General features: G+C 41.3%; 18 protein-coding genes. 8 read left to right on the top strand and 10 right to left on the bottom strand.

Annotation, left to right across the window (positions count from 1 at the left end; genetic code table 11):
• Positions 1-112: 112 nt before the first annotated feature.
• Positions 113-889, bottom strand: coding sequence for a 3-hydroxybutyrate dehydrogenase (locus tag BV455_RS17285; RefSeq protein ID WP_218687462.1), 777 nt, complete (start codon positions 887-889; stop codon positions 113-115).
• A gap of 19 nt (positions 890-908) precedes the next feature.
• Positions 909-1,199 carry a 4a-hydroxytetrahydrobiopterin dehydratase gene (locus BV455_RS17280; protein WP_017437800.1) on the bottom strand — a complete coding sequence of 97 codons (291 nt, stop codon included), beginning with the start codon at positions 1,197-1,199 and terminating at the stop codon, positions 909-911.
• Positions 1,200-1,944: 745 nt separating this feature from the next.
• Here BV455_RS17280 and BV455_RS17275 point away from each other — a divergent pair.
• Positions 1,945-4,587: a phosphoenolpyruvate synthase gene (locus tag BV455_RS17275; RefSeq protein ID WP_081162359.1), complete on the top strand. Its 2,643-nt coding sequence runs from the start codon at positions 1,945-1,947 to the stop codon at positions 4,585-4,587.
• A 47-nt stretch (positions 4,588-4,634) separates the two neighbouring features.
• On the opposite strand, the gene shc is transcribed toward BV455_RS17275, so the two are convergent.
• Positions 4,635-6,521, bottom strand: coding sequence for a squalene--hopene cyclase (shc, locus tag BV455_RS17270; RefSeq protein ID WP_190977399.1), 1,887 nt, complete (start codon positions 6,519-6,521; stop codon positions 4,635-4,637).
• 81 nt (positions 6,522-6,602) lie between these two features.
• On the opposite strand from shc, the gene BV455_RS17265 reads away from it, so the two are divergent.
• Together BV455_RS17265 and BV455_RS17260 are read left to right on the top strand one after the other, a co-directional pair.
• Positions 6,603-7,754 carry a DUF2515 domain-containing protein gene (locus BV455_RS17265; protein ID WP_017437796.1) on the top strand — a complete coding sequence of 384 codons (1,152 nt, stop codon included), beginning with the start codon at positions 6,603-6,605 and terminating at the stop codon, positions 7,752-7,754.
• Positions 7,681-8,136, top strand: coding sequence for a CBO0543 family protein (locus BV455_RS17260; protein ID WP_081162357.1), 456 nt, complete (start codon positions 7,681-7,683; stop codon positions 8,134-8,136). The genes BV455_RS17265 and BV455_RS17260 overlap by 74 nt, the downstream gene beginning before the upstream one ends.
• A 563-nt stretch (positions 8,137-8,699) precedes the next feature.
• Here the strand turns inward: BV455_RS17260 and BV455_RS17255 are convergent.
• Positions 8,700-9,101: an IDEAL domain-containing protein gene (locus tag BV455_RS17255; protein WP_017437794.1), complete on the bottom strand. Its 402-nt coding sequence runs from the start codon at positions 9,099-9,101 to the stop codon at positions 8,700-8,702.
• Positions 9,102-9,856: 755 nt separating this feature from the next.
• Between BV455_RS17255 and BV455_RS17250 the strand changes: the two genes are divergently transcribed.
• The 3 genes from BV455_RS17250 to BV455_RS17240 all read left to right on the top strand — a co-directional run bounded on the left by BV455_RS17250 (position 9,857) and on the right by BV455_RS17240 (position 11,781).
• Positions 9,857-10,504, top strand: a complete 648-nt coding sequence (locus BV455_RS17250) for an exosporium glycoprotein BclB-related protein (RefSeq protein WP_017437793.1) — start codon at positions 9,857-9,859, stop codon at positions 10,502-10,504.
• 294 nt (positions 10,505-10,798) lie between these two features.
• Positions 10,799-10,975 carry a hypothetical protein gene (locus BV455_RS17245; RefSeq protein WP_157787212.1) on the top strand — a complete coding sequence of 59 codons (177 nt, stop codon included), beginning with the start codon at positions 10,799-10,801 and terminating at the stop codon, positions 10,973-10,975.
• A gap of 353 nt (positions 10,976-11,328) precedes the next feature.
• Complete coding sequence (locus BV455_RS17240; protein ID WP_017437792.1) at positions 11,329-11,781, top strand: hypothetical protein; 453 nt, start codon at positions 11,329-11,331, stop codon at positions 11,779-11,781.
• 201 nt (positions 11,782-11,982) lie between these two features.
• On the opposite strand, the gene BV455_RS17235 is transcribed toward BV455_RS17240, so the two are convergent.
• Positions 11,983-12,567 carry a hypothetical protein gene (locus BV455_RS17235; protein WP_081162872.1) on the bottom strand — a complete coding sequence of 195 codons (585 nt, stop codon included), beginning with the start codon at positions 12,565-12,567 and terminating at the stop codon, positions 11,983-11,985.
• A 105-nt stretch (positions 12,568-12,672) separates the two neighbouring features.
• Positions 12,673-13,308 (bottom strand): BMQ_0737 family morphogenetic spore coat protein, encoded by a 636-nt coding sequence (locus BV455_RS17230; RefSeq protein ID WP_017437789.1) that lies wholly within the window; start codon positions 13,306-13,308, stop codon positions 12,673-12,675.
• A gap of 198 nt (positions 13,309-13,506) precedes the next feature.
• Between BV455_RS17230 and BV455_RS17225 the strand changes: the two genes are divergently transcribed.
• On the top strand, positions 13,507-15,705 hold the full coding sequence (locus tag BV455_RS17225) for a hypothetical protein (protein ID WP_218687461.1): 2,199 nt from the start codon (positions 13,507-13,509) through the stop codon (positions 15,703-15,705).
• Positions 15,706-16,058: 353 nt separating this feature from the next.
• Here the strand turns inward: BV455_RS17225 and BV455_RS17220 are convergent, their stop codons facing one another.
• The 4 genes from BV455_RS17220 to BV455_RS17205 all read right to left on the bottom strand — a co-directional run bounded on the left by BV455_RS17220 (position 16,059) and on the right by BV455_RS17205 (position 24,310).
• A complete protein-coding gene (locus tag BV455_RS17220) occupies positions 16,059-17,024 on the bottom strand; it encodes a LacI family DNA-binding transcriptional regulator (RefSeq protein WP_218687460.1) in 966 nt (321 codons plus the stop codon).
• A 71-nt stretch (positions 17,025-17,095) separates the two neighbouring features.
• Positions 17,096-18,715, bottom strand: a complete 1,620-nt coding sequence (locus tag BV455_RS17215) for a glycoside hydrolase family 13 protein (protein ID WP_218687459.1) — start codon at positions 18,713-18,715, stop codon at positions 17,096-17,098.
• Between the two features lie 55 nt (positions 18,716-18,770).
• Positions 18,771-22,118 (bottom strand): GH36-type glycosyl hydrolase domain-containing protein, encoded by a 3,348-nt coding sequence (locus tag BV455_RS17210; RefSeq protein ID WP_218687458.1) that lies wholly within the window; start codon positions 22,116-22,118, stop codon positions 18,771-18,773.
• Positions 22,119-22,138: 20 nt separating this feature from the next.
• Positions 22,139-24,310: a glycoside hydrolase family 3 N-terminal domain-containing protein gene (locus BV455_RS17205; RefSeq protein ID WP_218687457.1), complete on the bottom strand. Its 2,172-nt coding sequence runs from the start codon at positions 24,308-24,310 to the stop codon at positions 22,139-22,141.
• A 606-nt stretch (positions 24,311-24,916) separates the two neighbouring features.
• On the opposite strand from BV455_RS17205, the gene BV455_RS17200 reads away from it, so the two are divergent.
• Complete coding sequence (locus BV455_RS17200; protein ID WP_017437783.1) at positions 24,917-26,155, top strand: sugar ABC transporter substrate-binding protein; 1,239 nt, start codon at positions 24,917-24,919, stop codon at positions 26,153-26,155.
• Positions 26,156-26,158: the final 3 nt, after the last annotated feature.

Below are 26,158 nucleotides of genomic sequence, written 5' to 3'. Positions count from 1 at the left end.
CAACGATGCATTAAAATAAGCTGTACTGCCCATACTACTAGATTCATATCTTTGCATACCGCTTATTTTCAAGGTAGCCTTACAGAAAAAAGAGTTGTCCGTACCATTTTTATTATTGCGCGGTATATCCTCCATCAATGACAACCGCCTGTCCCGTAATTCCTTTCGCCTGTTCGCTTGCCAAAAACATCGCATAGTTTGCTACTTCCTCAACCGACAGCAAGCGTCTTTGCGGCACGAGCGGATAAATGACTTCCTCGAGTACTTTTTCTAGCGGCACATTTCTCGTTGCGGCTAAATCGGTTAGCTGGTTGCGGACAAGAGCGGTATCGACATATCCTGGACATAGCGCATTCACTGTAATGCCGTACGGGGCTCCCTCGAGCGCCGCTACTTTCGTCAAACCGATCACTCCATGCTTGGCGCTATTATATGCCGCTTTTCCAGCAAAACCGACCAGCCCGTTAATCGACGCCATATTAATAATGCGCCCGTATTTTTGCTTCTTCATGGCTGGAAACGCGTGCTTGATGGCGATAAACGGCCCAATCAGCATGACGCGAATGAGCAGTTCAAATTTCTCTGTCGGAAAATCCTCCAGATTGGCAACGTATTGCAAACCGGCATTGTTCACTAAAATATCGATGCGGCCAAACCGCTCGATCGTTTCATGAAGCGCCGTTTTCACTTCTTCTTCAGCGGTGACGTCACACTTCAAGCCGACCGCTTCATATCCCGCATTTCGAAGCGACTCGGCCGCTTCCTCGACTTCTGTCTTATTTAAGTCGGCTAAAACCACCTTGGCCCCGTTTTCCGCAAATGTTTTCGCAATTTCATAACCGATCCCGCGCGCCGCGCCGGTGACAAGCGCCACTTGACCTTTGACCATGTTTCTCCCCCTGCATTTCTCATTTCATTTTTTCATAAACTTCATCATATTTTTTTGCCATTTCAAAATCGAGCTTCGTTAGCCCTTTCGCCCGCCAAGATGAAATTTTCACCGTGATGAGCTTATAATCGATAGAAATGAACGGATGATGATTTACTTCTTCTGAAATTGCCGCGATTTGCCGCACAAATTCGATTCCTTGCAAATAATCCTGGAAGCGATACTTTTTCGCAATCCACCGCTCCTCCACCAGCTTCCAACCTTCCATCTCTTGTAAAAGGAATTGCACTTCCTCATCGGTTAATCGCATTACCATTTGCCTCCCCTGATTTTGTAGTTCAGAATGGATAACAACCATTACACACCGGTGTAAAGCTTAAGGAACGTCCATCCACTGACACAAACTCATCGATCTGCTATGAAAATTACAGTTACTTCATGTCCATTACGCGCTTAATAAATGGCATGAATGTAAATGCTCATGCGGTAGCGTAATTTCCCTTTAACTAATTTGACAACAATCGAAAAAAATCCTACCTTTTGTCTAAAGGTTGTAAAATGTGAGTAAGGGGCCCACCGTTTTTTCGCGAATTTACCACTCCAGGGGATACAAAACGCAAAAATCCCCATTTTAAACCTCGATAAAGAGTGGATCATCGTTTTTCCTTTTCCCACTATTGATTCTCTTTTACCTAATATTTAAAGCACGTGGGATATGACTCAATCCGAAAACTGGATCGGTGTATCCAGCCGTATTCGTATAATGTCCCTTAATCTCCAAATCTGTTTCATTGATGAATCATTTCAGCTCAAAAAGATGAACGGCTTCCCGTGCATTGGATGGAATAACTCTCATTCCAAAAATAAAGTGAGTACTCACTTTACGTTTGTAAAAGTTTGTATTAGAATGAGCTTAAAGAGATTTTTTCAATAAATGGGAAAAAGAGAACATGATCACCCAGTCCCTAGTTGGTGTTCTAATCTAACCATATGTAAAAATATTTAATTTATTTGTATATTACAGCGAAAAAAGACAAGAGAAAGGGGACCAACCAATGCGATCATATGTATTATTTTTTGAACAAGTGGATCGTTCCTGTCTTCCTTATGTTGGAGGAAAGGGAGCGAACTTGGGTGAACTGAGTAAGGCAGGTTTCCCGGTACCCGGTGGATTCTGTATTACAACACTGGCTTATCAAGACTTTATCGCCACCAGTCCCGAAATGAATTCTCTGTTAGATGAACTAAATGCAATGGACCCGAATGATTTAAATCAATTGCGGAATTTGGGAGAGCGTATTCGTACCCACTTGCGTCAGCTAGAGATCCCTGCTCCGTTGAGAAATGAAATTATTCATGCCTGGAAATCAGTCGGGGAAGAGTATGCTTATGCCGTCCGTTCCAGTGCAACGGCTGAAGATCTGCCTACCGCCTCGTTTGCTGGGCAGCAGGATACCTATTTGAATATTAAGGGGCAGGAGGAACTGCTTCAACATATTCGAAAATGTTGGGCGTCTTTGTTTACAGACCGTGCCATTTCCTATCGGGCAAAAAATGGGTTTGATCATCGTCAGGTCTACCTGTCTGTCGTGGTGCAACGGATGGTGAACCCGGAAATCGCAGGCATCATGTTCACCGCTGATCCTGTGAGTGGAAATCGTAAGGTGGTCTCCATTGACGCCAGCTTCGGATTGGGAGAAGCCATCGTATCCGGAATGGTTTCGGCGGATTTATACAAAGTGAAAGCCGGTAAAATCATTCACAAAAACGTATCGGAAAAGAAAATAGCGATTTACTCGCTGCCTGAAGGAGGTACGGTGAAAAAAGACTTGCCTCCGGATCAACAGACCAAACAAGCCCTGACGGACAGCCAAATTTTGCGTTTGGCTGAACTGGGAAAAAGAATTGAGAAACATTTTGGCTCACCACAGGATATTGAGTTCTGTATGGAAAACGGAGAGATTTTTATTGTGCAAAGCCGGCCGATCACTTCGCTATATCCTCTGCCCGACATTCCGCAAGAACCGCTCCGTGTCATGTTCTCATTCGGCCATGTACAAATGATGACAGATGCCATGAAACCATTGGGGATTTCAGTCTTACGAACCATTTTTCCGAAAACGGTTCTTTTAGAAGCTGGGGGACGCCTTTTTGTTAATCCTACGGAAGTGCTTCGTACTAAGCTGGGAAGAAAAATGCTGCCCATAGCTTTAAAAAATTTATTTGATGAAGCGCTCAGCCGTGAAATCAGTGAAGTCATTCATCGGCCTGAGTTTCTCCAAGTTCCCCCTAAACCTGGTTTAGTGAAGTCAGCGCGTCAATTCGTTGCCCCGATCATAAAAGAGGTATGGAAAAATCTTTTCAAGCGTGACCCGAAATCAGCGAAAAGCAAAGTTGAAAGCTTCATGCAGAAAAAATGGACAGAGGTCAGAAAAGATTTGCAGGGTGTAAGCGGGGCTGAACGCCTGGAAACGGTTCAACATCAATTAAGCACCTTCGGAAAGGCGATGTTACAGAACATCTTTCCTTACGTCATTTGTTTCCCAATCTCATTCCTCTTGTTAAAGAGAGCACTTATTCGTTGGATCGGGGATGACAAAGAACTGTATCAAATAAATAAATCCCTCCCCGGCAATATCACCAGCGAGATGGGCCTGCAGATTGGCGATTTGGCCGATCTGGTTCGGGAACTGCCAGAAGTGGAGGAGTATCTGAAACATGCGAATAATCAGACCTTCTATGAAGGGCTCTTAAATGTACGCGGGGGAGAGAGATTTAAACGAAGTTTTGAAGATTTTATCGCCAAATACGGACATAGATGCCCAGGTGAAATTGACCTGACAAGGCCGCGCTGGCGTGAAGCTCCTACCCAACTCGTCCCTGCCATCTTGGGACACATGCGCAGTGTGAAGCCAGGGGAACATCGGCAAAAGTTCATTCAAGGTGAACAGGAAGCCCAAGAAGCTATACAGCGCATTATGGATCATGTTGGACGTCGAGGTCTTAAGTCCAAATGGCTCAAACGTCTTATTGAGGTATACCGCCATATGGGCGGGCTTCGGGAGCATCCCAAATATCTGCTTACTTTGATTTTGGATAAATGCAAAAAAGCTATTATGGCTGAAGCGGAAGAACTGGTAAAAAAAGGGGTTCTACAGCAAACAGAAGATGTGTTTTTCTTGACTCTTGACGAGTTGATTCAACTCTCAAAAGGAGAGTTTAAACAAAATGTCTCCTCACTTGTTGCTGACCGCAAAGAAAAATATGAATGGCACCAAACATTGAAACCACCTAGAGTAATGACGAGTGAAGGAGAAATTGTAACAGGTTCCCCTAGGAAAGGAGAGCTCCCCGAAGGTGCTCTTGTTGGAAGTCCGGTTTCCGCTGGAGTAGTTGAAGGTAAGGCCCGGATCGTCTTGAAACCGGAAGAAGCCCATCTCAATGAAGGAGAAATTCTCGTTGCTCCTCATACCGATCCTGGTTGGACTCCTTTATTTCAATCAGCCAAAGCATTGGTTACAGAGGTGGGCGGACTGATGACGCACGGTGCCGTTGTGGCTCGGGAATACGGAATCCCAGCTGTGGTGGGAGTGAATGATGCCACCAAGAAAATCAAAGACGGGCAAATGATTCGTGTAGACGGAAACCAAGGATTTGTGGTGATTTTAAGTGATGAAAATGAGCATCACGTAGGATGAAGCAAGCGAAAATAGGAGAGGTTATCCTCTCCCACTCCCTCCTATTTTCACGTCGGAAGCGACCCAAACTTCTTTTCATAGTGACTTAATGTTAACAACGGAAATACACGGCGGTAACTGTGATAGTGAATATAAAATCCGCCAGCCATCCCCTGACCTGTCGGATACGAAGCTGTCCAATCCTCTTTTTTGATAGATTGAAGCAGAAATTGAATCCCGGCTTGAATTGCCGGAATTGGTTGATCAAAGACAGCGATCAGGGCATCTAGGGCCCAGGCGGTATGAGTGGCAGTGCTTGCCCGCAATGGTACGTACGTTTTTGCGCTGTCGCTTTTACACGACTCTCCCCACCCGCCATCGCTGTTTTGAATGCTTAATAGCCATTTTGCCGCCTTTTGGATGGCATGATGCGTCGGGGAAACACCGGCAGCGATCATTCCGGTTACCGCCGCCCATGTACCGTATATATAACAAATCCCCCATCGGCCATACCATGATCCGTTTCTTTCTTGATGGTCGATCAACCACTCGATCCCGCGCGCGATAGCCGGATGATCTTTCGTCAAATTCGCAAATGTTCCCAAAAATTCCAGGGTCCTTCCCGTTAAGTCCGCTGTCGATGGGTCTGTCAATAAAAACTCCGCACCTTGAATGGGAAAATAATGAAACAGACGTTTATTGACGTTTTTCTCAAATGCTCCGTATCCCCCATCATCATTTTGCATGGAAAGCAGCCAATGAAGGCCTCTGTCCCATGCGTGGCGAAACAAAGTTTTTTTGGACGCCTGGCGGTAAATCGCCCGCAACGAAGCAGTCGTATCATCCACATCAGGATTGATCGTATTTATGTTGGAAAATCCCCATCCCCCCGGCAAACTGTAAGGGTTGTGCACCGCCCAATCTCCGTACCGGTAATGCTGGCGGGAAAGAAGATAGCGGTTTGCCTTTTCGATGGCGGCATCGGACGGTGGTACGCCCGCCTCCTGCAAAGCGTAACTGGCTAAAGCGGTATTCCAAACCGTTGCCGTCGTATATTGCATATGCGTATATCCATTGATGGAACAACGAAACGTTTTGAGTCCATTGACCGCTTTGACAATGATAGGATGATCCTTCGGATATCCCAGCGACAATAATGCAAAAATCATCAGAAACGTCGAGCTAAAATAGCTATAAAACGTTCCATCCGCTTCCAAACGCTGCAGCATATATTGGACGGCGCGCTGTTTCGCAGCGGCGTGAATCTGCCCTGGCAGCCCGATGAGCGATTGTTTGAGGTACGAAAGAAACGAACGATCGGCCCGCAGCCCCCATTTTTCGCCGTGATCGGCCCGCGCTAGAAACAAATCGGAAAGGTCAGGGCTTTTTCGTGTTTTTCGATAATATTTGTTATCGGTCAAGATGAACAGCGGTGTGAGATTGGCCCGCCCTTGCACAGAAATATCAAAAAAATGAAGCGGAAAAGAAGGCGGAAGCAACAAAAATTCAACGGGAATCGGAAAAAACCTCGGCCAGCGATATTGCCCAGTCATAGCCAACATAAATTTCGCGAACATATGCACATTTTCGATTCCGCCCATTTCTAAAATTCGCTGTTTCGCCGCTTGCATATGCGGATCCGTCTTCTTTCGATACCCAGAATATAAAAGCGCATAATATGCCTCCACCGTTGCGGTAACGTTCCCTTCCCCTTCATCGTAAAAAAGCTTCCACGCCCCATTGCCCTCCTGCCTGCTTTCGATTCGTTCCACCAGCTTCCGAATCAGATCTTCATCATTTATTTCCAGTGTGCGTAATAAGATGATCATATAAGCATCGGTAGAAATGCCTGTTTCAAATGGGTAGCGCCACGAACCATCGGGTGCTTGCTCCCGTTTCACTGTCGCCACAAACCTGCTTATCTCGCCTGGCATGCTGTATGTCACACTCGCCATCCTTTCCTAGTAAACTATATAATCCCCCCTCTAATACTTATTCCCGCACCGGCAAAACGATTCGCAGAAGGAGTGGCCCGCATGTTTTGGACCAAAAAGAAAACTCCTACCCTCTCCCCATTTCTTCTGGAGATCAAAAATGAGTTGAAGAAAAAGAGGAAAGGGATAAGCAATATTGTAAAAGAGGCCAATCTAACAATGGAAGAAAAACGGCTCGTAGAGCAAATAGCAGCCCGCACGAAGGAGAAAAACGAAAACAACGTCACAAGAACAGCGGCATACCTGGACTTTTACAAGCGCCACCCGGAAATTCACTGGGCTTTTTTAGGACATATGGTATCGAGAAACGGCGGCTGGAATATGACGGATTTAAAAGGGGAACTGTTGCTGCATTTACTGACCGAAGAGGAACGGCAATCTTTCTTCTCCTTTTTGGAACGCGGAAACTGGCTTATTTTTCAAGATATCTATCCGCAATTTTTGCTGTATGAGGAAAGCAAGAAACGGAGAAAACCGCTGTTTTATCTTCTTCCAATGTTTCACGTATCGACCTTCATGGAAACGATTTGGAACCATTTTTGGCGCCGCGGCGACCCTTATATTCTCGCCATCGCCTTGGTCATTAACGAGCAAAGTTATTTGGAAAAACGGGTTATCCAAAATCCCGTCTTTCAAAAAAGCGTCTTCCATACCATCGAGTTCAAACTACAAGATTTTCTTAGCTTGAATCATATTTTGTTTCCGTACGAGGATCAACAAGGAAATCCTGTTCTCATCGGTCAAACGCTCCATCAGTTCCACTCGCTGCATGAACGGATTTTATTAGGAAAGCGGTTATACTCGCTATTGTTTCAAAACAACGGCACATTGGAAAGGGTGGTTCGCTGGGCTTCGCTTCACCCCCATACCGGGACGCGGAAAGATTATTGGCCCCACCTGTTCAATGATGTTTGTGAATTGGCACCTAGGCAACCGTACCGCCGGCGGATTAAAGATTGTCAAATACAGCCGGGGGTGCCCCGAATTTACAGCCCGCGACTCCTATACGCATGGAAAAATGTGGCGCATGAAGAAGCGGAGCCCGGCGATTGGTTTGATGATTGGAATGTTGTGGAATACCTTGTGAAATCAACCGAACAAATAAATGGAGAGATTACCCATGCCTATTGTGAAACGCTCGAAAAAATGGAGCTGGCGATCATCGCCAAAAACGCCTTCTTTCCTTCGCACTAAACGCGCGCAGGCCTACATTTCTACGCTTTTCTTTGCCTCATGGATTGGAACCTATTTAGACCTTTATTTTGTCGGAAATGGATGGTACCATTTTCCGCATCGGCCGTTCCCAGCCATTTTTTCGATTGATCTTTCCTTTACTTTAATCGGCCTGCCGCTCTTTGTCACTTTTTTTCTTTACGTCATGGTAAGGCTGCGCCCATGGCCACGAGGATTGTTTCTCATCACGATGAGCCTGTTAATGACATGGATCGAAAAAAAGGCGGAGACCATAGGATGGTTTGTCCACAGCTCCGAATGGAAACACCTATATTCGTTTGTTGGGTATTCGCTGTTTATGGCGATGGTCTGGAGGTTTTATCGCTGGATGAGCTTATCCTAGAAGGCGATGGATATCAAAAAGGATTGCCGCATCTTCGTCGGCAATATAACAGAACAAACTTTCCACTATTAGCTAATTATCCACCTTGGAAAATGTCTCATGGATCAGCACCACCTGTTAACCATAAAAGAGAAAAGGCACTTTATGGCTAAAACGCATTTATATTGATATATCTATATTTATCGATATATTTAGGCGAGTTAAGCTGATTTCTTAAAATATTTGCAGGAAATTTAGTCAAATTTCTTTGATCTATCCACAGCGCTATATAAATAAAATAACTCTTGCACAAGAAATCTCATCAACATGAAAATGTCATCCTACATGAGGAGAGATTTCCCATGCAAGAGCACCTTCATATACACGAGATTTCTCTGCTTTAGCAGATAAAGGGTTATTGAAACAAGCTCTATGGAGTTTCCACGATGGATCGTCGAAAACGAAACAGATGAGGCGTTTTTTTTCATGTTAGCCGATTATGTTCATCTTGTTTTCATTTTTTTAACCTGATTTAAATGAATAACATTACGCTTGTCGCTCTTGGTGCGCATCATGAGTATTTTTTAACATTCATCTTTCATGCCGCATGTTCCCAATCCATTTTTAAAAGAAGGATGAGTGGTATTCTTCATTTCACTTTCTTTTGCAACTTGTCTTATCGATTTTAATTGGTTGGACAGTTCCATAAACCAGCTTTCATCTTTGGTTAGTAATGCCAAATCAATTAATGCCTTAATCGCCTCCTCATTATCAAAGGTCGACATCGGTAGTTTTTTCACCCAGTGCTTTAGGGTTTCAACGGTTTTTCCAATGATTTGCTCATTATCACAATCCATCACCTTTATTTTGACAGTTCCCTGCAATGAATTTACTGTTTCAACATAACCGTATATCAATTCTCCATTTTTTGTTTTCCCTTTTACCCAATCCCCTACTTCCACTGGGGAATGATGTATCGCATCCATTGAATTCACCACCACTTAAAGTGTTCTTTTAAAAAAGACATGTTCTTCTGTAACAAAAATTATTACATTTTGTTTATAGAAAATCAAACGATATCGTCGACATTGTTTAATTTTCTTTTTCTTTAAAGCGAAATCATGCGAACGTCTACAGTGAACTTCCAGATCGATTTAAAATGGATGATTATACTAGGGTAAATAGATTAAGTGTTTTTAAATGAATCAGTTTAAATACGGAGGATGGTGTTGCAAAACTATAGTAAAAACCCAAAATTTTGCATAAATATGCGTAATTGTACATGCAGTAAATAGCAGTTAACCCATACCCAACGTGGCTGTTCTAGTCCGTTATTCTTTGTCTAATTGAATACCTGTTCAATCGTGTTGTGGAAACGGACATTTTCCCAATACTGTCTTTAGATACTGAGGAATCGACCGACCATAGACATCTTTTCGCTCCTCACGATTTCGAGGATTGATTGGCGAAACGAAAAAAATATTGGCTGGTCAATGTATATGATTTCCAAAGTAATGGATTTTTTACTCCCTTTTATGCATTTATTATGCGTTTTGTTACACATTCTGAACTGAAAAATCTACAAGAGAAAAAGGGAATACCTCCTTTTGGTTATCTCACTCTCCGAATATTCAATCGACTAATTTTGGAAATTCAAGCACTTAACCTACAACTCTTGTCTAATCAAACTTATTATCCTGCTCATATATTGAAGTATCCTAGTTAAGAGAGGTGAAACATATTGTCAAAACATTGGGAAGAAAAATGTAATGGTGACAATAGACCAAGGGTAAGATGTGGTTGTACTAATGCGCAAGCGATAACAGTACTTGGACCTGAACCAGCAGGACCTCCAGGGGCTGGTGCTATCATTCCGTATGCATCTGGAACAACTCCTGTTGTACTGACTAGAACTGATGTTGCAGGTGTAACAGTTAATACTGGAGCTATCGTTGGATTCGGAAGTTCTGCGCCAACTGTTGATCTTGGTGCAGGAACACTAACTCTAGGTGTCGGTGCCACGAACATTCCTGACTTCGCATTCGTGGTTCCTCGCGCCGGAACAATCACATCCATAGCTGCATTCTTTAGTGCTACAGTGGGTATAACTTTAGCTGCAGCTGGTACAGTCAGAGCCGAACTATGGATAGCACCTGCAACTAGCAACACCTTTACTCCAACAGGCGTTTTTGTAAATTTAGTACCAGACTTCGGCCCTGTAGTTACCGTTGGCAATACTGCAGCTGGTACTGCTACGGCCTCATTCCCGGTAGCTGCAGGTGACAAACTATTAATGGTTTTTTCTTTAAATCCAACTACTACACCACCTGGTCCAACTAATATCGGTGTCCTTACTGGTTTTGCAAGTGCTGGTGTTGCCATCAGTTAATTTAAATAGCCCACGACCTAGTCGACACAAAAGGGAGACATCCTCATGATGAGGATATCTTCTTGTTTTCCCGATTTTACACCAAGGTGCAACAATTGCAAGCAATATGTGCGTTCTGCGACGCCAAAATCGATTCCTAGCTTTGCTATAGTGTTGTTCCTTCAAAGGCATACTAGCCATTCGAAAAAGTCTACTTTGAAAGGATGAACTGCACAATTTTGAGTTTTTACTATAGTTTTGCAACACCATCTATGGAGGTAAAATGTTTAATAGATATTTATTAAGAAATATTTCGTGCATGAGTGGCATGTGCCTTTCTTAGAAATCAATATTATGTTGGTTACACCAAGTAAAGGCTGCGATAAAACGGGAGAAGTTGGCTTACCAAAAGTCTATACCCATAAAACTTCAGACAGTAATAATCAAGAAGATGATAACCAATCAACTCCTTTCCTATTTAATTATGAATGAGTTTCTTAGATTTTTAAAACACAATCTCTGAGATTGCCCTTCCATTTCGGCATGACACCCTTCTCATAAGAATGAGAAGAAAGTTAAATTTATCGTTTTAATTCTTTATCAAAACGTTTCTCCACTGGCCATTCCCTCCATGCAATTCGTTTTATGATAACGTCTCTATTTGGTGTGCCTACTTTTTAGACTAACATCATAACGATCATTTCTAGATATTCTCCCATTTATCACTATAGAATTCAAAAATGGGCGAAAGAATAGTTGTTCATCCGAAACATTTTCTCTGCGTTTGTCATTTAATACAGTAGTACGAAAACAAAAAATATTTGATTTGAAAGGATGATAATATTATGGCTTGCTTATGCAATGGAGGCTTATTTCCGCGATTGTTTTTTACACAATCAGCAACCCCTCAAACGCTCACAGCTGCCACTAATCCAAATGTAGTGCTTACTCTTGAGCCAATCGCTACGCTTAGCGGGGATGAGGTAAAATTAGATTCCATGGTTGAATTAGCAATTACATCCGCTAACGCAGGAGTAACAACTAACGTAACAGGTGCTACTTATATTCTACAGCGGTCTACAAATGGAGGAGCATTCGTGGATTTGGCTCAGCTCGATATAGACACTCAAATAACTGATGCTGCTACGGTTACTTTATATCCGAACCTTACTTGGGTAGACGTACCAGGCGTCGGAACACACGTTTACCGTGTCGTTATAAACGTTGCAGCTATAGCTGGTATTACTTATAGTGCAGAAACTCGTGCATTAAATGCTCTTGTCGTTCGAGAAGCATAAATAAACAATGGCTGACTCAAACAGGGCAAAAGTAGAGATTGAGTCAGCCTTCCTTATTTAATGGAAAACATGTCATTTTACCTTCACTAACGTTGTATTCATTCCGCGATTAAGTTTTCTAATTCATTCTTAGCAAATTCATTCGCTTCTCTCGTCTTCATTTTTCTATGAACATTTCCAATTTCGATCAAATCATTTTCGTTACACATGAATGACAATATTATTTAAAGCCCGAACCCCATTTGGAAGTTGTTTGCAATAAAAAAACCCTTCCACTTTATAAGTCGTTTGTTCTTCTCTAATATCAAACTTTAACTGAAAATTGGAAAAAGATAATTTCTGTCCAGCCTCGATTTTTGAAATGTGGACAGGCTTTAACCAGAATTCTCCTTTTTCCTCCACGATTTTATCCGCATTTTCATCAATATATTGCCACGGTTCCATCACTAATGGATTCAAACGGCGATCATATTGGACATCCTCTCCAAGCTTAGCGGACAATATGGCCCGTTCTTTTGGCATCACTTTTAGACATATGAAAGGATTTTCAAGAAGAACGGAACCGGTATTGTGAATGACAAAATTTCCGACGACGGTTCCCTTTTGCTCTGCCGTTTTCGGCAATAATAACGAATACGTAAAATAAGAAATAACACTTATATGAGGAATGCCTTTCCCCTGCTCTTTCGCTTTTTTTATTTCGTTCAATGTTTGCTTGACTGCCTGAATGTCCCGTTCCAACGTACGAACTTTTTTTTCCACTTCCAAAAGCAGATGATCGCTCATCTTCCCCCTCCTTGTGAAAATAAAGACTTCTTTCAATGTTATATGTATGAAAAAAGAGGAGTAAATCTCCTCTTTTTTAAATGGATAGGAGTTGTAGCTCCTTTTTTACATAACTGGGAATATAGTTGGACATTGCGGTGGAAATACATCGACTGGACATTCTTCCTCGCAAATAATTTCTGGACGAGGTTGGCAAAATCTCGCTGCCACTTCTAAAATGACTTCAAATGTGACGACAATACTTTGACAAATTCTTAATGAAACTGTCGCAGTAATTGTATCTCCAGTTTGTGTAAATGCCCCCACTCGGCAAATGTTGAAATCATTTTGTGTTTGATTACAACATACTGTTGTGCCTTCTGGTGCGCAAAGAATCACTTCTTCACTTGCTGTAATCAGTACTGGATTACTTAATACAGTCACTTGTGCGCCAGCTGCATTGGTTCCAATTGCCTCTAAAATAACTTGAATGGTTTTGCTTAATGTAACAGCTTGCAGCGTAACTGTTTGATCTCCTACCATACATTCGATATCACGGCGTGGACCGTCTTCAGCACATTCTAAAAGACTTATTGAACAATTGACTTGAGTAACGGTGATACCAGTAAGAGAACCAGCAGGGAAAGTAAATGTGATATCTTGTGTGAGCGACACTACGTTCGTCGTCCAGTCGTATACTTTACAAACTTGAATACACTCAGGACTAAATTGTTGAGCAAACTGCTCTAAGTTAATCGGCATCGAATAACCTTCCTTTCATTCATTTTTTTCAGGCTACTCTATACTATGTAATTTGCCAACAAGAGTGATAGTATCAGCGCCCAATTTTCTCAGCGTATGCAAATGGTTTTCTATGTCAATCTTTATTAGGATCTTGCATATAATTGTTAAAGAATGGGCATTTTCCATGTTAAAGATCACCAAAAAGGTGGTGAGGCCGTGAACGAAGAGCATAGAAGCATCCAATTGGAACAAAAAATTATCCACCTCAAATCAGAACTGGAAAAGTACAAAACCATGCTTGCTTCGTTTCAATCCGATCAACAATCGAACCATCTTCAAGAACAAATGGAACAGTTAACAAACGAAAACGCCCAGCTCAAAGAGAAATGCCATGATTATGAAGAAACGATTTCCACTCAGAACCATGAGATTGACCGCTTATTAACAGAGTTAGAGGAAACAAAAAAGGAAAATCGCTTATTGCATAATGAGATTGAAGAAGTAAGAAATGAAAATTTGATTCTTCACAAAAAAGAGGAAGCAAATGAAGAAAAAATCCAATCCTTATTAAGTGACTTATCTAACTATAAACAAAGAATGGAACAGTTAACAAACGAAAACACCCAGCTCCAAGAGAAATGCCATGATTATAAAGAAACGATTTCCACTCAAAATCATGAGATTGACCGTTTATCAACAGAGTTAGAGGAAACAAAAAAGGAAAATTGCTTATTGCATGATGAGATTGAAGAAGTAAGAAGTGAAAATTTGATTCTTCAGAAAAAAGTGGAGGCAAATGAAGAAAAAATCCAATCCTTATTAAAGGATGCAGCTGCTTCGAAACAAAGGCAAGCTGAACTGGAAAAAGAAAAAGAAATCATGAAGGAAAAAACACGGTCACTGGAGAGGGAACTCTCTTCCCATCGCGCTCTTATGAATGAGTATCTGTCGTTCAAATCAGAATTAGAATCATTCACATCTTGGGTAGAAAGGATCAAGACTATGGAAAAAGATTATGATTTTTTGAAGGAAAACAGTGATAAGGTTTTGAGAGACTTTGAAGAGTTGAAAAATATTTTATTTACACAAAAACTGGAAACAGAAGATTTGAGAGAAGAAGTCCGCACATTAACAAAAAAATTCCGTGTCATCGAAGAAAAGTTGTCAGAAATTGATAGAGAGAAACAAAAGGATTTGTTGGTTTTACAAAAGAATATTTTACATCAACAAGTTGAAATGGAAGCTATTCTTGAAAAGACCGTTCGGTTTTCGAAAGAAATAGAGAAAATATCGAAACAGCTTTCAGAGTTAACAGAAAGAATGGATCAGAAAAGAGGGGATTCGTCAAATCCAGAAATGAACGAAATGAAAGAAATGCTATCACAATTAGTACAACTGTTAACAACACAACAAGAAACTCCCCATGTAGAAGAGAAACCAAAAGAAATAACTCCTTCGCAAAAAAATCCAGTTACAACTTCATTTACAAATAGCTTTCTAAAATTACAGGAATTCATTGATGAAACAAAGCAACAGATTGTTATATCCCCAGTTAAAAAGAAAGGTCAAAATCAATTAAATTCACAAACGTCCAATGTATATCCTCAGAGATCCAGCCAGATTAAACATGTACGAATTGAACCCCAACCATTCCAAAACACTCGCCAACCATTTCGAGATAAACAGTCGGGAGAGGATGATGACAAATCTCCCAATCCAGTAACACCAACACAATTATACACAGCCACTGAAGATGACCATTCAGACATCCAGCTCCTCACATTGGATATACCTAAATCAACTACCGAACTAAGGGACACAACAGAAGAAGAGCCAATAACATCCAAATGTATAGAGGAAAAGGTATCTGAGCAATGGATAACACATCAGGCTATGTCCAAACAAGCTGAAGAAGAAATCCATTATGATATTGAAGAAGAAATCCATTATGATATTGAAGAAGAAATTCATTATGATATGATTCCTATCATAGAAGATCACACTGCTGTTCAGGAAGAAAAAACCGAAAAAATTGACGACCATGAAATCCTTGAAGAGATGAAATCCGAAAATCAAGAACCAGAAGATGAGCATTTCATGAAAAAGGACGAAACAAATGTATCATCTCCAGCAGAAAGTACCACTGCTTCCATCATGGTGGAGAATGTACAGGAAACATTGGAGATAGAAACAAATGGTTCTTCTGACAAAGAAATTCAAGCAACACCCCTAAATCCGTTAGCAGAACTGACCTTTCATGACGAACCAGCAAAAACAGCTTCCAAAACACAAGACATGGTTTTAAGAAATGAAATAACCTTTCTTAAAGAGGAAGATAAATCGATTGAAGAAGACTTAGAAAACAAAAAGCGGGGGCTTTTTTCGTTGTTAAAAAAGGTAAAAATATTTGAATGAACAAGAGGACGGGGAACGAATCCTCCGTCCTCTTATACATCGCATTCTCCGTTTGGTATAGGGAGATTCAGCGAATCATGACTCCTTTCTGAACTTTTATTCGCTCCAACATCTACCACTAACTTAGGCAGGAGTATTATCCACTAAGGTGAAAAGGTTTCATATGATGGATGTTGTCTACTTGACAGGGTTATGTGCAGCCTCTCCCTTTTTTCTGAAGAACAGCCAGCTAAAACATGGAATAAACAAAGAACCACTGCTTTCTTCATCTTCCTTGTTTCCATAAGCGTGGATTTAAAAACCACGTCAATGAAAAACTACACCACTCTGATATTTGCACACCAGATGACACTTTATATCGGTTGTACCGATTCTCCTTCCACCAACGTCACATAAATTCGCTCATGCTCTACAGGTTTATTAGCAATCAATTTTAATAATTGCTCAGAGGCTAAGGCTCCCCACTTCCGCTTCGAATAATCAATTGTCGTTAATCGCGGTTGAGTATAATGAGCCACTTCGATGTTATCAAAGCCAATGATGTGTACGTGTTCGCCAACCCGATAGTCTGTCTTGGCCAAATAATTGTACATTCCAATCGCCATTTCATCATTTAAGCAAAAAACCGCAGCTGGCTGGCTATACTGCTGGATGATTTGTTGTGCCGCACGTTCTCCAGCCCGTTTATGAAAATCCCCTTCGATTTCTGTATAGTCTATATGCGGATGCCGCTCTATTACTTGTCTTACCGCTTTCAAACGCTGGTTGGAATCATAAGAACCTTTTGGACCCGTGACAACATATATTTTACGATGGCCTTTTTCAATCAAATAATCAATTGCCAATGTAGCACCAGCTTTATTATCAAGCAACACTTGACTAATATTTGGATGATCTAATTCGCGATCTAGAACGACTAATTTATGCCCACGATCAGCGTAACTAAGCAATTCTTCACTCGAAAATGTCTGATCTAAAATGATGGCGCCATCAATCATTCGTTCCGGCAGAAAACGATGTGACTGCTTGCCGCTGCAGACAATGAGCTCATATCCATTATTCCCCAGTGTTTCAAGCATTCCTTCTAATAGTTGTCCGTAAAATGCACCACTATAATTGGTTAAAAAGACACCAATAATTTTTGTCTCTCTCTTTTTTAGTGTTCGTGCCGCTGCATTTGGAACATAATTCAATTCTTTGGCAATCGCTAAAATTTTCGCACTCGTTTCTTCCGTTACCTTTGGACTGCCATTTAATGCGTAGGACACCGTCGATATAGAAACGCCTGCTTTTTTTGCGATGTCTTTAATACTAACCATGAAACTCTCTCCTATCCGATTAAATGCTCTCTTTTTTTATTATATATTATACATGGTTTACTTCCCCATCTTTATATACGAGTTTTCCATATTATTGCTTCATATGGTCTAAGACGGCCATTTAAAAAGGACTTCTGATAATTACTTAGTATCATCTCTCCGGTTGGCAGTTGATCTAATAGTTTGCATTCCACCATTTTATCTGTAAAATTGCAGATAATATACCATCGTTCCTTTCCTAATTGTCGTGTATAGGCATAAATTTGTGGCTCCGTTTCCAGCAACTGATAATCGCCATACACGACGATATCAGTCTTTTTGCGTAATTGGATTAATTGTTGATAATAGCGATAAATCGAACGTTCTTCCCGAAGGTCTTTTTCCACATTGATGTTGACATAATTTGGATTAACCGATATCCATGGCGTGCCTGTTGTAAATCCCGCATGATCTGTTTGGTCCCACTGCATTGGTGTACGTGCATTATCGCGGCTTTTTGCATAAATGGATGCCATAATCTCTTCATGAGAGTAGCCTTTTTGTATACGTTCCTTATACATTTGCAATGTTTCGATATCCCGGTAATAGGAAATGTCAGGAAACCGAACGTTTGTCATTCCTATTTCTTCACCTTGGTAAATATAAGGAGTTCCTTTCATCATATGCAGCAGTGTTGCCAGCATGGTGGCACTCTCATAGCGATATATTGTATCGTTCCCCCAACGTGAGACAATGCGCGGCTGGTCATGGTTGTTCCAAAACAAGCTGTTCCAACCGCGTTCCGCTAAACCATACTGCCATTTTGAGAGAACTTGTTTCAAATCATCCAACGCCAACGGCTTCATATCCCATTTCTGCTTTCCCGCCTCTTCATCAAGTGCAAGATGTTCAAATGAAAAGATCATATGAAGTTCACGGCGTTCCGGTGCTGTATATAAAATAGCTTGTTCCAAATCGGCGCTTCCAGCTTCTCCAACTGTCACTATATTTGCTCCATCTAACACTTCTCGATACATTTCTTGTAAATACTCATGAAGACGAGGACCGTTCGCAATAATGTTGTTATCCACCTCTTTGGCGATTAAATCGATGACATCAAAGCGAAACCCTCTGATTCCTTTAGAAATCCAAAAGCGCATTACATCATAAATGGCTTGTCTAACTGGGGGATAATGCCAATTTAAATCTGGTTGTTTTTTACTGAATAAGTGTAAATAATATTGGCCAGTTTGTTCATGGTATTCCCAGGCACTTCCGCCAAAAAAAGATTTGAGTTCGCTCGGTTCACGATTGCCCCTTCCATCGCGCCATACGTAAAACTGTCTAAACGGATTATTTCGATCTTTGCTTGCAGCGACAAACCATGGATGCTCATCTGAAGTGTGATTAGCAACGATATCCATCATGATGCCGATGCCGCGCTGCGCTGCTTCATCAATCAGCTGTTCCATATCGGCCATTGTTCCATATTCTGGATGAATGTCATAGTAATTGCTGACGTCATATCCATTATCGGCATTTGGTGAAGCATAGACTGGGCAAAGCCAAATAAGATCAACACCTAATTCTTGTAAATAGTCAAGCCGCGAAATAATTCCTTGCAAATCACCGATTCCGTCACCGTTCGAATCTTGAAAACTTCGAGGATAAATTTGATAAACGACACTTTTATGCCACCATTCTTGTTTCATATTCTTTCCTCCATTTTTCGAAAAATGTGGCGGTCCAATGAAGGCCGCCAAAAAATCATTGCATAAAAATCTCAATGACATTGCAATCATTTGTCAACAGACGTTTAAACTCTTGCTGGCTAATTCGAACACCGCTTTTACGATAACGGTTCTCCAAAGCTTGTGCCGCAACGACTTGGCCATTGATGACAACACGGTTTACATCTTGGCCACGAAGATGATAAACAAATGTAACAGGCCGCCCCATAAACCTAAAGTTAAACTGTAGTCCATCGAATTTTTGCGGCAATACCGGATCGATTACTAAATCGCCCGCCGCCTGACGAATCCCTAAACAATTAGAAATTAACTGATTCATATATATTCCGGGACCGCTTGAATAAACACGCCAGCCGCCTTTTACCGGTATCGTTCCCTCACGCAATTGATGAAACCGTTCCTGCGCTTCGTATCGCGTGTTAAATTTGCCGTCTGAACTGCTAAAGTACGTATTGCTTTGCCGGCGTTCCGCATTCGGTACAACTTGTTGAATTCCTATTGGATTAATGATTGAGAGACCATTCCATACTTCCTCAGCTTTCCCGAGTTTGGCCATCGCCTCAACGAAACGAATATGGGCATGGACATATTGAAGGCCGATTTCTCGGCCAAAATTTGCTGCTTGTTCGGCGCGTTTAAAGTGCGTGCTGACGCCGCCGGCATACTTGGCAGGCCGGTCCATCAATCGAACGCCGTCTGGAAAATATAGCTTTTCTTTGATAATTTGATAATGTGCTTCTGCCTGTTCTGGTGCCAACAGTTCACTGATTATTCCCCGAGTCATCGGAATCAGGCGATAGTGAATACCTGTTTTGGTATCGCTTGGGTGAAGCATCATTTCTACTTTTTCTGGTTTTTCCATATAGATGAAGCCTGGAATTACTTCTGTTGACAATATATAGCGGTGAAAGTCGGCTTCAATCCCTGCAGCCAATGCTTGCAGTTTTGCTGTCTCTTGTTCATCCACATCTGCCAAAACGTGCGACAATTGGCGGAAGACTTGATAAGTCAAAGCAACTGTCCAACTGCTAATCATGTATTGTTTCAACTGTGCGTTAGCCGGCTGAAGTGTATCATCCCAGTCGCCATTCCCATACGATGATAGATGCGTCCCGTGTAAGAAATTTTGTTTAATGTAGGCAACCGCTTTTTTGGCATGTTCCAATATGGTAGCCTTTTCTTCGGTAAATTCGAAACTGCCTCGTTTGGTATAAGGAACTCTTTCTTGCAGAATACTGTAATCTTTCGTTACAGCTAAATAATCCCCCAACACTTTCAGCGGCCAAATGATAATATCCCCGTGGCTTTCTTCCTGTTGAATCGTAAAATACTTATCAAACATAAACCATTGCGGCCAGTTTCCATCATCTTCATATTGATGAGAATATACGGTTTTTAAAATATCTCGCACTGCATCATAGTGATGAGTTGCCATCAAATATTCTGTCGGCCCCTGGCATACGTCCCGGGTACCCCAAGCAGCGCCAGTATATTGTTCGAGCCCATGCGGAACTAAATAATGAATGAGCATATTATGTGTATACCACCAGGCGAGAGCGTTTACCTTTCTTAGTTCGTCCGTTACCACTCCGTTTTGCGATAAGAAAAATCCATTCATCACCGTTTGATAAAAAGCACGGTAACGTTCGATCTCTGTTTCCGCCTCTCGTTTGACAAAAGGCATCTCTTCGCCGTGGAGAAGACCTTGAATCGTTATGGTCCATTCCCTCGTCGCACTAAAATCAAGGACAACGAGGGAAGCAGACCGCGGCAAGACGTTCGACGCAAACTTCCGTTCATCTGCCAACGCGATATCTGCCCCGGATACGCGCAACCGATAGCACAGTTTAGGATATGTTTTAGCACTATCTGATGCATCATCCGCATAAAACGAAATCGTTTGCCCATTTCTTTCCATCAAAAACGGTACTTCATATTCATTGTTATTCATCGATACTTGGTTCGTAACAAGGTAGCGATAGGCTTTGCCGCTGGCAGAGCGGACATGCAAATGCACTTCTGGTGCATCGACTGCGGTATAATTGGTTACAATCAACAAATCGTCTGCCGTTTTATAAAACCAGCGCGCATAGTTAAATCCCATTTCAAACATCGATGGCATGGTTAATAAATGATATACGCCATCCATTTCTACATAAATGCGTTGACCGGACGTTTTCATTACATTTAGCGCATTACGGGTATTCGTCAGCATTTTATTGAATGATGTGTTGCCAACAGCAAGCTGTGAGTTAAACACCCCATACATGTAAGAAGTCGATGTGATAATATTTTCCGACTTTTTCGTATTTTGCCCAGATATGATAATATGGCCATGCGGCCGTTCAACAAGCAACTCTTTTTCTTTTAGAACGACATGTTCGTGTGTGTCCGTGAAGAAGGAAAGCAGTGTATTTCCATCCCATTCTTCTTGATAGCGATTAGGAAAGAAATGGTCAATTTCTTCTTTCGTCATTGATTTTGTTTTCAGAGGCGCTCCGAAGATAGAAGAAATTTTTTCCTTATCCAAAACCTGCACAGCCGTTTTCCTTTGTACATGAACCTGTTTCCAAGCATTTAGTATGTCTTCTTCATACTCTAAAGAAGTAATAGCTGTCGGATGATTTTCTTTAAAAAGACCATAAAAGACGAATCGTGCTGTTCCTGTTAATTTCACCCGCTCGGACTGCAACGCAATGTAAGCGAATTCATACTGATACACTTCATTAGCAAGAAATTCTTTTGTTAACGCTTCAGGTTCGTTGGTTTCCTTATATGACAATCCAAAAAATTGGAAACCATCCGTTGAGTAACCAATTGTTTTGGTTAAAGCCCCTTGTTGTATATAAGGGAAAGCTCCACGTTGAGGCAGGTTTTGTCGGGAGCAAACAACAAATCCTTTATGCGCATCTTCAAATACTTTATGATCAATATATTGTGATACAAATGCTTCATTTGTCCGAACAGCCCCTTTATCAGCAAGGCCTAAATCTTGGCCATAAATAATATCTATTTCTGCATTATGACCATCGACGATGACATCCCAAAACCAAATTCCTTGCTCGGTGAGACTAAAGGTAACCTGATAACGAACTTGCTTAGCAGTCCCTTCCCAAAAAACTTGAGAATTGGAAAAGCTTACCCTGCTTTCAGAGCGAACCCCAAGCAACGGAAAGACTTTTATGCCGGAAGAATCGTGTATCCGTAAATAAATGTTGTTCAATGATCCATCGATTGGATTAGCCACCACTTGATTAATCATCGTCGTTTTATGTGTTGCTTCGCAAAGATCGCCGCTATTTAAAAAGGTAAATCGCAAATCTCCTGCTTCGATGTTAAATGTGGAATCCGTTAACATGGCCATCTTTATTCCCCACTTTCTCTTTATTTCACTAACTTGAACGTAAGAGCTATTACATCTCGGCTATTTGGACCAACATATGCAACAAATGTCCCGGCATCGCTTGTAAACTGCAAGTCTGAATGATAGTAGCGAAGTTGCTCTTCCGTTAAAGTAAATGTCACTTTTTTTGTTTCGCCCGGCTGTAATAAGATCTTTTGAAAACCTTTCAGTTCTTTTACTGGACGAACGACATCACCTGTGACATCACGCACATAAAGCTGCACCACTTCTTCGCCAGCAACTTTCCCTGTATTCGTCACATTTACGGAAACGTAAATTGGTTGTTCCGGAGTCATATAATCTGAAGACAGCGCCGCATCGCTGTATGAAAACGTTGTATAGCTCAATCCAAATCCAAATGGAAATAACGGTTCATTTGGAATATCCAAATATTGCGATACGTACCGTTCTTGAGCATCCGGCGCATCTTTCGGGCGCCCTGTATTGAAACAGTTGTAATACACCGGTATTTGCCCGACCGAATATGGGAAAGACATCGTTAATTTCCCAGAAGGATTTGCATCCCCAAACAATAAATCTGCAATAGCCGCTCCACCTTCTGTTCCTGGATACCATGCTTCTAAAACAGCATCCACTTGGTCAACAACTCCATGCAAATCAAGAGGCCGGCCGTTAAATAATACGGCAACCATCGGCTTATTCAACTGTTTTAGTTTAGCAATTAACTCAAGCTGAATTTCTGGCAAACGAATATCTGCACGACAACCAGCTTCTCCACTCATGTCCGAATGCTCGCCTAACGCTAACACGATAACATCAGCCTCACGTGCAGCATGAAGCGCTTCATTCCACTGTTCTCCTGTTCCCGTTTCAATATCACATCCTTTAGCAACAAAAAGGTACGATGGATCGACTTTCATTTTTAATCCGTCATATAATTGGATCGCTTCGTCTTTGGAACCAAGGCATGACCACGGGCCTAAAATATCACCGTTTTGAGAAAATGGCCCAATCAATGCAATTTTTTTGTCACGTTTAAGCGGAAGCACTCCTTCATTTTTCAATAAAACACATGACTTTGTCGCTAATTCGCGCGCTACACGACGATGTTCTTCACAAAGAACGACCTCTTGCTCACGTTTTTCATCGGCTCCACGATATGGATTTTCAAACAGCCCCAATTTTTGTTTTAACCGTAAAATGCGGAACACGGCTTCATCAATTAATGTTTCATCGACTGATCCGTCTTCGACGAGCTGCTTCAAATGATGAATGTAGCATGGGGACATCATTTCGATATCGACCCCTGCTTGAATGGCTTTATAAGCTGCTTCCCTTTCATCCGCAGCAACACCATGCGGGATCATTTCTTTGACAGCACCCCAGTCCGAAATAAGGACACCGTCAAATCCCCACTCACCTCGAAGCAAATCCCGCATCAGCCATTTATTTCCCGTAGCCGGAATGCCATCTACGGTAGTGAACGCTGTCATCACCATTTCGCATCCTTCATCTATTGCAGCTTTATAAGCAGGTAAATACGACTCACGCAGCTGCCGTTCTGACATATTGACCGTATTGTAGTCACGTCCGCCTTCCGGTGCCCCATATGCAGCAAAGTGCTTGACGCACGCAGCAACCCGGTCATGGTCATTCTGCAAATCCGTCCCTTGAAAACCACGAACAAACGCCCGTGCAAATTGACTATTTAAGTAAGGATCTTCCCCCGTTGATTCCACCACTCTTCCCCAACGTGGATCTCGAACTAAATCGACCATTGGCGCAAACGTCACATGGACTCCTGACACTGAAGCCTCTTTAGCCGCAATCTCAGCACTCTTTTCTGCTAATTCCAAATCCCACGAACAACCAATCGCTAATGGAACAGGAAAAATCGTTTTATAACCGTGAATCACATCCGCCATAAATAATAATGGAATGCCGAGGCGATTCTTCTTCAAATGAGCTCGTTGAATGTTAATGACTTCTCTCGCTCCCGATGCCCCCAGCACCGATCCGCTATTGCGCACGACATCTTCATTCACTTTCATCGCTGCCATAGGGCCTGTAATCTGTCCTTCATTTGTCGCTCCTTCGAAAAAAGGCGCCGCTAACTGCACTAATTGAGCAATTTTTTCCTCTAATGTCATCTTCTGAATAATAGAAACTAATTTTTGTTCTTGTTCCGTCATCTTCAATCCCCCATGTCCCGATGTTGTTAAACAGTATTTTTCTTTACGTATACTGAACCTCTAGCGAGATTGATTATAGAAACGTTTCGATAAGCTTTACAACTGGATTATAAACGCTTTCATAAACAGAGTCAATTTTTTATAGAAACGTTTCGATAAATTTCATCTTATTTTCTCATAATGGCAGGTTCGTATCTTTTTTGTAATTTATATTATATGCGTAGAAGTAAGCCTTTATAATGACAAAATAATAAAAAACGATAAAAAATTCTATTGAAAACGATTACAAATTATCTTATAATAACTCTGTCGAAACGTTTCAATAATAGAACCTCTAGCGAAGGTTGTTTTATTTTTTAACACTAGGTGAAACGTTTCACCATTCATTTAAATTTAAGAAACGTTTCATATATGTAGGAGGTGAACTGGCGATAATTGTTTAATTTAAAATATAAAAGAAGAATGTTGATCCTTTTAGGGGGATTGAAAAAGGGGGGACGGCTTCATTTGTTCCACTAACCTAAAAAATAGGATAAACTTGTATGCACTTATGCATTTTCAAACTATCCAACCGCACAAAAAGAGAGTCTGGGGGGAATAACGAAAATGAGAAAAAAATTCCTAACAACCGCTTTATTAAGTACATTACTTATTTCAGGAACACTTGCAGGATGCTCGTCTGACTCAAGCTCATCAACGAATAAAACAACCATTAATGTATGGGCTATGGGAGAAGAAGCAAAATCCCTTCCAAAAATCGTGACCGACTTTGAAAAAGAAAATCCAAACATTGATGTGAAAGTCCAAGCTATTCCTTGGGATCAAGCCCACGATAAGCTATTAACTGCTGTGGCGTCAAAAAAAGGGCCAGACGTTATCCAAATGGGAACAACTTGGGTTCCTGAATTTGCATCAGCCAACGCATTATTGGATTTAAAACCATACATCAAAAAATATCCGGAGTTTGATGAAAATAACTTCTATCCAGGTTCTATAGAAACAACAAAATACGAAGATAAAATAGTAGGCATTCCATGGTATATTGATACTCGAGTTCTTTATTATCGTACAGATTTATTAAAAGAAGTAGGTTACAATGAACCGCCAAAAACCTGGGATGAGTTGCGCGATGCGGCGAAAAAGTTAGCTAAACGGGGCGATAATAAATATGGAATAAGCATTGATACGAACGAACAGAGCTTAGCTTTCATGTTTGCTCGTCAGAATGGCTCCAAATTACTCGATGAACAAAATAAACCATTATTCAATCAAAAAGAATTTGTAGAAGCAGTAGAATATTTAAACAGTTTCTTTAAAGATGGCTCGGCACCAAAAGATTTAGGAATGGACATCATTCAGGCCTTCCGTAGCGGTATCATTCCAATGTTCATCAGCGGCCCTTGGATGGTTAAGTTAATTAACGATCAAGCTCCGGAATTAAAAGGAAAATGGGCAACAGCGGTTCTTCCGAAAAAAGAAAACAACCTCTCTGCATTAGGCGGTTCTAACTTGTCAGTCTTCCAATACACAAAGCATAAAGATGCTTCACTGAAATTCATCGCATTCATGAGTAAACCGAAAACACAACTCAAATGGATGAAAATGACAAACTCACTTCCGGCTGCAAAAGAAGCATGGAAGGATAAAACTTTACAAGAAGACCCATTATATAAAACGTTCGGCCAACAAATGGAAGCCTCGCAACCAATGCCAATGATCAAACAGTGGGAAGAGATTGCTCAAACGTATTTAAAGAGCTTCGAAAAAATTTATCGTGGCGGAGCGGATGTGCAAAAAGAAATGAATGAATTTAACAAAAAGGCTGAAGAGATTCTAAGTAAATAGCTT

Origin of the sequence: Parageobacillus caldoxylosilyticus, assembly GCF_019272935.1 — a bacterium.
Lineage (GTDB): Bacteria > Bacillota > Bacilli > Bacillales > Anoxybacillaceae > Saccharococcus > Saccharococcus caldoxylosilyticus.
Note: the sequence above shows the minus strand (reverse complement) of the source record. Positions and strands in the feature narration are given on the sequence as shown.

Excerpts from the sequence above, each read along its gene's own strand:
- BV455_RS17285 (WP_218687462.1), bottom strand. The coding sequence starts at position 889 with ATGGTCAAAGGTCAAGTGGCGCTTGTCACCGGCGCGGCGCGCGGGATC.
- BV455_RS17280 (WP_017437800.1), bottom strand. The coding sequence starts at position 1,199 with ATGCGATTAACCGATGAGGAAGTGCAATTCCTTTTACAAGAGATGGAA.
- BV455_RS17275 (WP_081162359.1), top strand. The coding sequence starts at position 1,945 with ATGCGATCATATGTATTATTTTTTGAACAAGTGGATCGTTCCTGTCTT.
- shc (WP_190977399.1), bottom strand. The coding sequence starts at position 6,521 with ATGGCGAGTGTGACATACAGCATGCCAGGCGAGATAAGCAGGTTTGTG.
- BV455_RS17265 (WP_017437796.1), top strand. The coding sequence starts at position 6,603 with ATGTTTTGGACCAAAAAGAAAACTCCTACCCTCTCCCCATTTCTTCTG.
- BV455_RS17260 (WP_081162357.1), top strand. The coding sequence starts at position 7,681 with ATGCCTATTGTGAAACGCTCGAAAAAATGGAGCTGGCGATCATCGCCA.
- BV455_RS17255 (WP_017437794.1), bottom strand. The coding sequence starts at position 9,101 with ATGGATGCGATACATCATTCCCCAGTGGAAGTAGGGGATTGGGTAAAA.
- BV455_RS17240 (WP_017437792.1), top strand. The coding sequence starts at position 11,329 with ATGGCTTGCTTATGCAATGGAGGCTTATTTCCGCGATTGTTTTTTACA.
- BV455_RS17235 (WP_081162872.1), bottom strand. The coding sequence starts at position 12,567 with ATGAGCGATCATCTGCTTTTGGAAGTGGAAAAAAAAGTTCGTACGTTG.
- BV455_RS17230 (WP_017437789.1), bottom strand. The coding sequence starts at position 13,308 with ATGCCGATTAACTTAGAGCAGTTTGCTCAACAATTTAGTCCTGAGTGT.
- BV455_RS17220 (WP_218687460.1), bottom strand. The coding sequence starts at position 17,024 with ATGGTTAGTATTAAAGACATCGCAAAAAAAGCAGGCGTTTCTATATCG.
- BV455_RS17215 (WP_218687459.1), bottom strand. The coding sequence starts at position 18,715 with ATGAAACAAGAATGGTGGCATAAAAGTGTCGTTTATCAAATTTATCCT.
- BV455_RS17210 (WP_218687458.1), bottom strand. The coding sequence starts at position 22,118 with ATGGCCATGTTAACGGATTCCACATTTAACATCGAAGCAGGAGATTTG.
- BV455_RS17205 (WP_218687457.1), bottom strand. The coding sequence starts at position 24,310 with ATGACGGAACAAGAACAAAAATTAGTTTCTATTATTCAGAAGATGACA.
- BV455_RS17200 (WP_017437783.1), top strand. The coding sequence starts at position 24,917 with ATGAGAAAAAAATTCCTAACAACCGCTTTATTAAGTACATTACTTATT.